The organism is Psychrobacter sp. APC 3426 (assembly GCF_030408035.1).
GTDB lineage: Bacteria > Pseudomonadota > Gammaproteobacteria > Pseudomonadales > Moraxellaceae > Psychrobacter.
The window spans coordinates 246211-258228 of record NZ_JASDCF010000002.1 but is presented as its reverse complement, the minus strand read 5'-3'; the positions used below and the strand labels follow the sequence as shown (position 1 = coordinate 258228).

Here is a 12018-nt window from a genome sequence, read left to right as displayed (position 1 = left end):
TCATATTTAACAAAATTATATTGCTCAAGATTCAAATTTGGCAAAATATTCATACTTTACGCAAATAAACCTGACCAACCAGACAAACAATAGTTCTCAATTATATTGACTGTAATCTTTTTATTCTAATAACTCACTTAGCGCCTTGGCTAAGTGTCTGACACTCATTTTAAAGCATAAAAAAAAGGCACCCTAAGGTGCCTTTTTTATCTTATAAACTATCAGACTAAATTATTGCTTTTCAGCTCCAAAGGTACCTTGAAACTTAGTTCCTGTTCCAGCGCCTGCACCTTTACCACCAGCTACATCACCTGCATCTTGGTAAATACCACCCAAGAACTCTGCCTTATCACCATAGAACCCACCAGCAGTGTCGATGCCGTTGTTACCTGCAAAGGTGTTACCTGTAATATCGGCTTCGATTTTGATTTCATTGTTAGCTGGCATATATTTATAATCACCAGCATCAAATGATAACGTACCTTCTAACTTACTATTAACAAAGTCAACATTAAAGGCGGCATCACCTTTGACCGGTGCTGTGATCGCGCCTTCTGTAGGAGTAGCAGCCCAGTTAGCTCCTGAAACAGTGGTTCCAAAATCGTCTAAATGAATGTTTTCGATATAGGTGGCCGTACCAATGCCACTATATTGAGCTTTACCGTCATTCACCTCAGAGAGATAGTCCATATAAGCTTGACTGGTTAGGTTCCCTTGAACATAAACGTTAGCTACTCTAGATACATCACCGGCAACACCTGAGTTTATAAAACCATAAACATGACCTGTCTGCATTTGTGTGCCGAAGCTTTCATAAACAGCATTGTACTTAAAGTCTGGGTTGAAAGTACCCTTACCTGCTTCAACACCTACGGTACCTACCCCTTCCTGTTTTGGATTTACCGTAAGCGCTTGTTGTACAGACTGCGGCTTAACCATGTCAGCACGCAACGACAATGTATCAAATGCAGTGAAGTTATCACCAGTATCTAATACTTTATCGGCAGGAAGCGTTCCATCGGCAGCAACATCAGATTGGTCACCAGACCAAGTGTCTTTATCACCTCGAATTGCTGAATAACCAATTGCTGAATCTAATTGACCTTGACCAAATGGTAGTTCACGCTCTTTACTACTTAATGCCGTCGATTGAAAGCCGGTTATGTTTGTGTCAGCAGGATCAGTTGGCTCAACTGGTGCTGGCTCAACTGGATTAGCGGCTGTACCATCTTTCTCCGCACCAAAGGTACCTTGTGAACCGTTACCTTCGTAGATACCACCGATGAAGTTAGCATCTTTACCGTAGAAAGCACCTTCTGTGTTATAGCCAGTATCATCAGCTGCAGCACCAGAGAACTCATTACCAGTGATATCTGCTGATAGCCCAATTTCACCAGCTTGAGCGAATTTTAGTGTGCCATCAACTTTACTAGCAACAAAGTCAGCCGTGAACTCAGAGCTACCGTATTCAATCGCATTGTCTACACCAACTTTACGATTGGTGGCATCACCAGCATAGTCAAACGTACCTTCGGATGGTAGCGTTGCTGTCTTATTACCCACTACAGCCACACCATCTACAGGTACAGCGCCATTGGCTGCTGTGCCATCTATATGGGCAATACGCATCTCACCGTTAGCACCAAAGTCTTTATAGGTTGCAATGTAAGCCAAATCACCTTCACCAGTTACGTTTCCAGTGCCTTCATAAGCTTTGAAGCCATTTTCCGTTTCAGCATCATTGTCACCTGACACCTGAATGGTTATAGGCCCTGGAAGAACACCTGTAAGCGCCAAATCAGCACGAGCATCGACATCTGAGGTACTACGGATTTCAAAGTCACGGGTTGTGGTTGTTTTGACGCCTACCTGCAATGCACTTGCATCGACAGATAAATGCTGTACACCTGATTGCTCAGCTTCAGCTGCAGACTCAAATTTTGGCGTTAACGCATCTAACTGCTCTTGCAGCTCTTGAGCTTTCTTTTCAGCTGCTGTTTGTGCTTCAGCTGCTGCAGTTGCTCTGTCTTCTGCATTTTGTGCTTCTTTTTCAGCTTGAGCCTGAGCAGCTCTGGCTTCTTCAGCTTCTACTTTGGCTTCTTCTGCCAATTTTTCAGCTTCTGCTACATCTTCTGCTGCGGCTGACTCTGCTGCGGCGATTTTAGCAGCGGCATCTTTTTCAGCTGCTTCTGCTGCGGCTACAGCTGCTGCTGCGCTCGCTTTAGCTGCAGTCGCTTCTGATTGAGCCGCTGTTACTTTATCTTGTGCCGCTTTAACTTCTTCTTGCGCTTTATCTGCTGCTGCTTGGATAGCTGCATCTGCGTCTTCTTTAGCTTTCTTCGCCGCTGCTTCTGCTGCTTCTGCTCTGTCTAGAGCATCTTGCAGTGCTTGATCATCGCCGCCACTGCCAGCGTTATCAGCCGCTTCTTGTGCTTTTTCGGCAGCTTCTTTCGCTTTAGCTGCATCAGCTTGAGCTTGTTCTGCAACAGCTTGAGCTTCCGCCGCTTCTGCTTGGGCAGCGGCTAGCGTTTTTTCAGCAGCTTCTGCTTGCGCTTTTGTATCTTTAGCAGCTTTTTCTGCTGCGGTTTGATTGTCACTCTTGGCGCCATAAGTACCTTGAGCGCCTTTACCTTCGTAAACACCACCTAAGTATTGAGCATCACCACCGTAGAAACCACCATCAGCGTTATAGCCATCTTTAGTTCCTGAGAACTTATTACCGTCTATAGCTCCTTCTAGACCAATTTTTTTATCACTAAAGGTTAAGTCGCCTTTTACATTTTTGGCCACAAAGTCAGCCGTGAATACTGAAGACCCAAACTCAACCTTGCTGTCTGTGCCCAATGCACGATAAGTTGCTTCACCTGTGTAGCCCACTTTACCTTCTGTTGGCACATTAGCAGCTTCAGTCGCATTACCTACTACGGCGACACCATTGACTGGCAGCAGACCAGCAGCTGCACCATCAATATGAGCAACTCTTAAATCATCGTTAAAATCTTTGTAGGTTGAGGTATAGACTAAGTCTTGCTCACCCAATGTTTCTGTGACAACTTTGGTGGTATTTTCAAACGATTTGAAGCCGTTAGAGCCTGCTACTTCTGCATCGCTATCACCGCTTATTTTTAACGTTACAGGATCAGAAACCAAGCCACCTGAAGCTGTGTCTGCACGAGCGTCAACCTCAGTCTCATCGGTGATGTTGAAGTCACGTGTGGTGGTGGTCAGCATACCTTGACCTATTCCAGTGGCATTAATGCTGATGTGCTGGACGCCTGACTTAGTAGTTTGAGGCGCGTTTTTAATTTCAGCGGCTGATGCTGCATCTTGCGCAGCTTGTTGTGCTGCTGCAGCTGCAGTCGCTTCTGCCTCTGCTTCTTGCTGGGCAGTATTAGCGGCAGCTTCAGCTGCGTCGGCAGCAGCTTCAGCTTCTTCTGCTAATTTTGCCTTGCGGTCCGCCTCTTTTTGAAGTGCTTCTGAACCACCACCAGCTGCTAATGCATCCTCTAATGCTTGTTCAGCCTCTTCTTTTGCTTTTATGGCATCTGCCTTTGCTTTTTCAGCAGCGGCAGCAGCAGCTTCAGCTTCTTCTTTTGCCTTAATGGCTGATGCAGCCTTCTCTTCAGCTGCTTTTTCAGCAGCAGCTATTTGCTCAGCAGCCTCTTTTTTTGCTTTTTCAGCTTCTTCTTTCGCCTTTTGAGCTTCCTGTTTCGCTTTTTCGGCTTCAGCTTTCGCTTCTTCTAGCTGCTTATCGGTAGCACCAGGTATTGGACTAAAGATATCATCAAGATTATAAGAAGGCTCATCAGTTGTATTACAGGCGGCCAGAATCATTGATGTCAAAAGAACAGCACTGGCTTTAAGTGGGGTTTTTAGTTTTTTAGCTGTCGATACAGCTGAGATTGAATGACGGTTAGGTGACATTCGTCTTCCTCCATGGATGATTGATAGATATTCCTTTATCTACTAATAATAAAATTAGTATTTAGGCAAGCTATATAGATAATCAAATTTAGTTTACAAAGTCAATTTATAACAGCTAACAGCTGTTTATTAAATATGACGCAAACGTTCATCTGAGCGTTGTTACATATTTATGTAAATATTAACGTAGCACCCAATAGGGTGATATTAGTTTATGTGACTTATCTAACCCTCTAGTCAGATAAGTCCTTTAAAAAATCATTTGAACATAGACTGTTAAATCAATAGATTACTGGCTTTGGTAAGACAGCTTCACACCAGCGATATAGCCATCGTTGTCTTCGGCTTTACTAACGATACTGCCATTAGGTAATTGTCCAGTGGCATCACCGAACTTAAGGTATTTGCCACCGACTGATACTGCCCATTCAGGAGTAACGTTATATTTCACACCACCACCTAAACTATAGTAACCTTCGATAGTACCCAATGAACTCACAGGATCACCTGCGCCAGAGTCATAGCCGACAACCACTGAACCGGCCAGCTTTTCATTAAAACGCTTCGCTAAGCCAACATCAACTTTCCACTGGTCTTTTTCATAAGAAAGTAATGGAAGGCCTTCTGGAACAGCAGCCTTAGAGTAAGCATTATATAAAGGTGGTACGATGGTAAAATCGCTCCATGGTACCCAACGCACATCTACTGTACCTAGTAGCTGATACTTTTCACTTAAACCTGTTTGAATATTTAGGTTAACAGATTCAGGGGTGGTTACCGTCGCATCAGTGGTGGCATATTCACCGATTGATTGACCAAGCGCAGAGTTTGGATCAATTCCAAGCTTGCCTAATGCTGTATCTCTTAGAGGTGACCCTAATAGTGGTACTCTTTCACCAACTGGAGTTTTGTGATCAATCTCAGAGCGATAGGTTAGCGCAGCATTCAAGGCAATTTCAGGCTTACTGTAGGCAAGACCTGCTACCCAACCATAATCAGTGTCACTGTTGACATTGGCATCATAGCCAGTTAATGGACCATATGCTTGACCTCGTAGATGTACGTCGGCTTTCACTTTTTGCATGACTGGACCGCCATAGACTTGGAAGCCATTAGACTTAAAGCCAACCAAACCTGTCCATGTCTCAGTATGCACACTGACATTGGTGTTTTTATCGTAGTTTGGATCTAATACTGAAGAGTTAATGGTCTCATTAGGTACAGACGTTCCAGTCGATGAATCAGCTATCGTATCTTTACCTGCTTTGGAGACAAAAGTGTTATCACCAGAGTATTCAACTTCTGCACCGAAAGGCTCATCATAGAAAACACCAATACTGATATTTTCATTGACATCCGTTTTTACACCATAACGCATAAAGGTATATGAGTCTGGCGTAGCGTTGCCAGTTGACACGCCTTTTTCGTATGAAGCTTCGTCAGAAGTAATACCATTACGAATTTCTGTCGTTGGAGATGTGCGAATAGCACCGGCATTATCATGGGCAGATACTTTGGTATCGATATAAGCAAAATCAACTTCTGCATAAGTACCAGGGTTAAAGAAGCCTTTGATTTCTTGACCTGAACGATCAAGACCAGCAGCCTGCGTCAATGATGCAGCTGATAAGGTGATAAGAGCGAGGGTGAGCTTAGAGATAGGGAACTTTTGAGACACTGGATATCCTCCATGAATAAAATAACTGGCAAATAGCTTTGTTATGATATGAGTCATATCAGTAACTTCAGCTGATGCTGTGCAATCCTTTGCCAAACGACTTAATTATTTACTATCGAAGGTAATCATCGCTTACACGACCTTACTTTCATTGTTATCAGACATTACCACTATGTAAGACAACGTAACTGATTTCAGTATCATAATTAAAGTTCAGCACTATAGCAACACCCTTTTAAGCTTTTTATAAAGATAGATTTATGTCAATCAAATTATAATAATGATTACAATCATCTAGTATGTGGCTGTACATACTCTTCAGCGAAAACAGCAATCACTTTAAGTATTCGTCCAAAAAATTGCATATATAGCATTGATTATTAACACTATTTTCTATTTTACTAATCCCCCCAAAAAAAGCAGCCACAATGGGCTGCTTTTTGTTATTAAAAATAAAACACTAATAGTTAAAACAACTGTTCACTGACTAGCGAGTACTCTCTTGTTATTTGGTATTTTGGTAAGAAAGCTTCACGCCCACGATATAGCCATTATTATCATCGAAATCCCCAACAATTTTTCCCGTTGGCAATCGACCTTTAGCATCACCGAACCATAAATATTTGCCACCAGCTGATACCGCCCATTCAGGGGTCACATTGTACTTGGCCCCTAAACCGACACTGTAGTAGCCCTCAATTGGCCCTAATGATGTCGTAGGATTACCAGCGCCACTGTCCCATCCCACCGTACCACTCACAGCTAGAGCTGGTGCGACACGTTTCGCCATACCAACCTCTACTTGCCACTGGTCATCATCATAATCTACCAAGGCTAAACCACCAGGAAATCTACTCTTCGTGGCATCTGTATACAATGATGGGACAATGGAAAAGTCACTCCATGGCACCCAACGTACCTTGGCAGTGGCCAAAGTCGTTGGATTAATCCCTGTCTGAAAATCGAAATTGACTGATTTAGGAGTGGTAGTCTCAATAGTACTGTTGCGACTGCTCGGCAGAGCTCCCGCACTTAATGCTGGCGCTAATGGATATTGCTCAAACGTTTGTGAGCTGTGCTCAATCTCAGAGCGGTAAGTCAATGCTGCTTTCAGAGCAATTTCGGGCTTACTATAAGCAATACCGGCCAAATACCCATAGTCTGTATCAGGGCTGGTACGAGAGGTATAGCCGCTAGCTGGGCCATAGGCCGTACCGCGCAATCTGGTTTCCGCTTCAATACGTTGAGCAACTGGACCACCATAAATCTGGAAGTTTTTATTCTCACCGAGTTTCATGCCAAGTATGGCGGTTAAATTGTTACTTCTGACTTCTACTTTAGTAGTATCGCCAGCGGTGGCGGCTTCAGCAGCGACAATTCCCAGCCCCAATGCTAAGCGATCTCTATCGGCTGCGAGCTCGGGGGGCAATGCGTCACCAGCAGCGACCAAATTATCTAAGGTGGCTTTTGCTGTATTAAAATCCGTGAACTGACCAGCGGTAATTGACTCAACGCTCGCATTTATATCATTTTGCGCTACGAAGTTACTTTCTATGTATTCAGCAGAGGCGCCAAAAGGCTCATCGTATAACACACCAATACTAAAAGTGTCATTAATATCAGCTTTTACGCCGTAGCGAAAAAAGTCATAAGATTCAGCGATATCCCCTGTTTTGTCACCGCGTATATAGTCATTATTCAGTGGATTGCCATTGGCACTATCATAGCCACTGACATCGGCATCGATGTAAGTATAAACGGCTTCTGCATAGGTACCATCCTGAAAGAAAGCTGTTACGTCCTGACCTGAACGATCGAGACCTGCAGCATGACTCATGGTGGCCACAGAAATGGTAGCCACAGCTACCGCGAGGGTTTTTAAGTGAAAGGTAGCGCGCATATTATCTCTCCAAACGTCCTGGTTGTTTAGCTGTTTTTTTAAAATAAAAGCAACAGTAATTCTTGCGGTTTTAGATTAATCAAACAGTGTCCTACTTTCGATAATAGTTACTTTTTTATAGTAAAACAATATTTAATAAATTTAATTTTACGTGCGGTTATTGATAGACTTAATTTCCCTATACTTATATAAACAATTGTTTTACTTATGAATATTTGTACTTATCATTATTATTACTTTAATAAACTAAAGTTTGTTTAAAATAAATTAATGGGGATATACTTGATTGCTTTTCGACCATTCCATTTCACTAGATTTCTTTCAATCAAAAAATTAGGCAAAAAAAAGCGACCCATTATGGATCGCTTTTTTAGCATTTATCTCAGTTTAAAACTGAACTGATTTATTGCTTATTTTGCTTGATAAGACAGTTTCATACCAAGTGCAAAACCGTCATTGTCTTCAAACTTGCTGACGACTTGCTTGGTTGGAATTTGACCATCAGCATCACCGAACCATAAATATTTACCACCAGCAGATACTGCCCAATTCTCAGTGATGTCATATTTACCACCTAGACCGACACTGTAGTAGCCTTCGATTGGGCCCAGTGAAGTGACAGGGTTGCCAGCACCACTATCCCAACCAACGGTACCGCTAACCGCAAACTGTGGCGCTAGACGCTTAGCAAGACCTAACTCAACCTGCCATTGGTCTTCATCATAACTTACTAATGCCAAGCCTTTATCATCTTTTGTAGCAACCTTACTCACATCGTTGTATAACGACGGTACGATAGCAAAGTCACTCCAAGGTACCCAGCGTACTTTTGCCGTAGCTAGTGTCGTTGGATTGATACCCGTCTGAAAATCAAAGTTGACTGACTCTGGCGTATTGATCTCGATATCGGTATGCCTAGTCGTTGATAACGGTATACCGACAGAGGCACCAGCAGCAGTCGCTAGTGGGAAGCTTTCAAAAGCTTTTGCGTTGTGTTTGATTTCAGAACGATATGTCAACGCTGCTTTTAGGGCAATTTCAGGTTTGCTATATGCCATACCAGCAATCCAACCATAGTCTTGGTCGTTGCTAATATGGGTGGTGTAGCCTTTGGCTGAACTGTATGCATCGCCACGCAACTTCACGTCTGCTCTCACACGTTGGGCAACTGGACCACCATACGCTTGAAATTCTTTGTTTACACCAAACTTAGCACCAAGAATGCCAGTAATGCTTTCTGTACGTACTTCAACTTGTGTTGCTTCGCCTGCAACTGCTGCAAGACCCTTGGCAGCTTCTAAGCCAATTAGCTTACCCTGCGCTTCTTGTAGTTGTTCAGCTGTCAAACCACCTGGATTACCTGGCGCCAGCGCTCCTTGCAATTGCGGTATTAATACGTTATCTACATAAGCTTCGGTAACATTAGGAATGTTTGTAAAGTCTTGGATGATAGCATCAGCATCAGTATTGGTAATGAAGTCGTTTTTACCAGTGTAATCAGCGGCAGCACCAAATGGCTCGTCATATAAGATACCGATACTAAAGGTGTCATTGATATCTGCTTTTACACCATAACGGAAAAAGTCATAGTCTTCTGCTATGTCGTCAATTTTGTTGCCTGACGAATCTTTACCACTCACATCGGCATCGATATAAGTATAAACGGTTTCGGCATAGGTGCCATCTTGTAAGAATGCGGTGATATCTTGACCTGAACGATCAAGACCAGCAGCACTAGCAACGCTAGCGACAGATAGAGCAGCAACAGCTACTGTGAGAGTTTTTAAATGAAAAGTTGCGCGCATTGTATATCTCCAAACATCCGCATTGTTTCACCGCTTTGCCTATTATTCATAGGTAAGCAGTATCCGAGGTGCAAGATAGTAAAGATTTTGGCACACGAAAACAACTGCAAAAACACATTATTTCTTGTTTATGACTAAACAGTATCTTTATCTAATAATATGCATATAAAAGACCAAACGCAAAATATCGAGTCCTTTATTAGATATTGGTTTAGAAATCAATAATGTGGTGGTCTGTCTGCCATGACGTCGAATGGTGCTATACCGCCTTCTGTATCTTGGCTCTCCATTTGCTTATAGATAAGCTGCAGCTGACGCTGTAATGTTTGAATATCTTTGTCTTGCCGGGCAATAACCGTGTCAAGTCGCTCAACAGTCATTTCTAAATGCGCCATGTTCATTTGCAAATCGATGACTTGTGTTTGCAACTCATCCTTTGTGGCTGTGTCATCATTTTTATCATTAGATTGGTTCATATTTTTCTCGGAATTATCATAAATATTGGGCGATAGGGATAAAAGGCGTTATTAGCCAGTCATTGATATATAAAGGTAACAATCAATAGAGACGATTAAAAAATAGCGGCTGATAAGAAAAGCAATAAATAGTGTTTATAAAAGCATTTACGCACACTACAGTCTGGTGGTGGCATGTTATACTGCAGGCAATTTTGCAACAACCCCTACCTCACTATTATATAAGCTTAAGATATTCTATGGCACTGATACATTTAAAAGACATTCACCTAGCCTTTGGCGTCGCTCCCGTTCTAGATGGCATTGATTTTGCTATCAATGCTGGCGAGCGCGTGTGCTTAATTGGCCGCAATGGCGAAGGAAAATCCACACTGTTTAAACTGATTAACGGCTCATTACAGCCTGACAGTGGCGAGATCATCACCAACAGCAGTATGCGTGTTGCGATGCTAGAGCAGGACGTCCCTGAAACCAGCGGACGTATCTTAGACATCGTCATGGGTGGTAGCCGCCGTACCGCAGACTTGCTCATCAATTATAATAAGCAAGTCGACCTATGTGCCAATGGCGACATGGATGCTTGCGAGCATATGGCAACACTACAGCATGATATCGATGCGGTACATGGCTGGGATTTAGAGCGTGACGCTACCCGTCTGATTACCACCATGGGACTCGATCCAGAAGATGATTTATCTTCATTATCTGGTGGTCGTAAGCGCCGTGTTCTTCTTGCTCGTGCGCTCGTTACCAAACCTGATGTACTACTACTTGATGAACCGACCAACCATTTGGATGTGGAAAGCATCGAGTGGTTAGAGCGCTTCTTATTAGATTGGCAGGGTCTGACTTTGCTATTCGTTACTCACGATAGAGCATTTGTCAATAAGCTTGCCACACGTATCGTCGAGCTTGACCGTGGTCACCTGACCAGCTATGACGTTACCCAAGGTGCCAAAGGCTACGCGCGTTATCAAGAGTTAAAAGAGCAGCAATTATTGGCTGAAGAAAAGAACAATGCTAACTTTGATAAAAAACTGGCACAAGAAGAAGTGTGGATTCGTCAAGGCATCAAAGCGCGCCGTACCCGTAACGAAGGGCGCGTTCGTGAGCTAAAAGCCTTGCGCGAAGAGCGTAGCGCTCGCCGTGAGCAAGTCGGTAACGTCAACATCACCATGGGTGAAGGCGAAAAAAGTGGCAAGTTGGTCTGCAAGGTTAAAAACTTGCATCTCGAATATGACGGCAACGTATTGGTCAATGATTTTAGCACCATGATTATGCGTGGTGACAAGATTGGTATCGTTGGTCCAAACGGTGCAGGCAAAACCACCTTAATTAAAGCCCTACTCGATATGTCTGATGATGAAGTCACCAAATCAGGTAGCGTAGAGCTAGGTACCAATCTGAAAATTGCCTTTTTTGATCAGCTGCGTGATCAGCTAGATCTAGAAGCCAGCGTGGCACAAAACGTCTCAGAAGGCTCAGACTTCGTCGAAGTGGGCGGTCGCAAGACGCATATCATGAGCTATCTACAAGACTTCTTATTTGCACCGGAGCGCGCACGTACACCAGTAAAAGCACTATCAGGCGGTGAACGTAACCGTGTTTTACTTGCCAAACAGCTATTAAAGCCTGCCAACATTCTGGTACTCGATGAGCCAACCAACGATCTGGATATGGCCACCCTTGAGCTATTAGAAGAATCTGTCAGTAGCTTTAACGGTACGATACTACTTATCAGCCATGACCGCTCATTTATGGACAACGTCGTCACCTCTACTTGGGTGTTTGACCAAGATGCAGATGGCAACGGTATCGTCAAAGAATATGTCGGTGGTTATCAAGAGTATTTGATACAGAAGAATCGTGAAGAAGCTGCCCAGGCTGCAAAAGCACCCGCTAACAATACAAAAAGTGCCAAGTCAGCGAATAAAGCAGACTCAGCAAAACCGACTAAAGCCACTAAAAAACTTAACTTTAATGAACAGCGTGAGCTAGATAACTTGCCAAAAGAGATTGCGGCACTAGAAGCTGAGCAAAATGAGTTACAAGAGAAGCTGGCTGATGGCTCCTGGTTTAACACTGATATTGATGCAGCGACTGCCGCTAGTGAGCGCTTGTTGACCATCGAAGATGAGATGATGAGCAAGCTTGAACGTTGGAGCACGCTTGAGAGCTAGTTGATGTGCTATCCGTGACCAAATTAATCACTACTTTATGCGATAAAGTGGTGAT

At 43.3% G+C, this 12018-nt stretch carries 6 protein-coding genes; 1 reads left to right on the top strand and 5 read right to left on the bottom strand.

What is annotated here, in order from left to right:
- Positions 1-231: 231 nt before the first annotated feature.
- The 5 genes from QL919_RS03270 to QL919_RS03250 form a co-directional block, all read right to left on the bottom strand.
- The gene (locus QL919_RS03270) at positions 232-3924 is read right to left on the bottom strand and encodes a transferrin-binding protein-like solute binding protein (RefSeq protein ID WP_290188160.1); all 3693 of its coding nucleotides are present in this window, start codon (positions 3922-3924) and stop codon (positions 232-234) included.
- Positions 3925-4213: 289 nt separating this feature from the next.
- A complete protein-coding gene (locus QL919_RS03265) occupies positions 4214-5659 on the bottom strand; it encodes a hypothetical protein (protein ID WP_290188159.1) in 1446 nt (481 codons plus the stop codon).
- Positions 5660-6107: 448 nt separating this feature from the next.
- A complete protein-coding gene (locus QL919_RS03260; RefSeq protein WP_290188158.1) occupies positions 6108-7502 on the bottom strand; it encodes an outer membrane protein transport protein in 1395 nt (464 codons plus the stop codon).
- 410 nt (positions 7503-7912) lie between these two features.
- Complete coding sequence (locus tag QL919_RS03255; protein ID WP_290188157.1) at positions 7913-9307, bottom strand: outer membrane protein transport protein; 1395 nt, start codon at positions 9305-9307, stop codon at positions 7913-7915.
- Between the two features lie 218 nt (positions 9308-9525).
- Positions 9526-9783, bottom strand: coding sequence for a SlyX family protein (locus tag QL919_RS03250; protein ID WP_290188156.1), 258 nt, complete (start codon positions 9781-9783; stop codon positions 9526-9528).
- Positions 9784-10022: 239 nt separating this feature from the next.
- Here QL919_RS03250 and QL919_RS03245 point away from each other — a divergent pair, with 239 nt between their 5' ends.
- Positions 10023-11963 carry an ATP-binding cassette domain-containing protein gene (locus QL919_RS03245; RefSeq protein ID WP_290188155.1) on the top strand — a complete coding sequence of 647 codons (1941 nt, stop codon included), beginning with the start codon at positions 10023-10025 and terminating at the stop codon, positions 11961-11963.
- Positions 11964-12018 lie beyond the last annotated feature (55 nt).

Coding starts and splice junctions, on each gene's coding strand:
- QL919_RS03270 (WP_290188160.1), bottom strand. CDS start 3,924: ATGTCACCTAACCGTCATTCAATCTCAGCTGTATCGACAGCTAAAAAA.
- QL919_RS03265 (WP_290188159.1), bottom strand. CDS start 5,659: ATGACTCATATCATAACAAAGCTATTTGCCAGTTATTTTATTCATGGA.
- QL919_RS03260 (WP_290188158.1), bottom strand. CDS start 7,502: ATGCGCGCTACCTTTCACTTAAAAACCCTCGCGGTAGCTGTGGCTACC.
- QL919_RS03255 (WP_290188157.1), bottom strand. CDS start 9,307: ATGCGCGCAACTTTTCATTTAAAAACTCTCACAGTAGCTGTTGCTGCT.
- QL919_RS03250 (WP_290188156.1), bottom strand. CDS start 9,783: ATGAACCAATCTAATGATAAAAATGATGACACAGCCACAAAGGATGAG.
- QL919_RS03245 (WP_290188155.1), top strand. CDS start 10,023: ATGGCACTGATACATTTAAAAGACATTCACCTAGCCTTTGGCGTCGCT.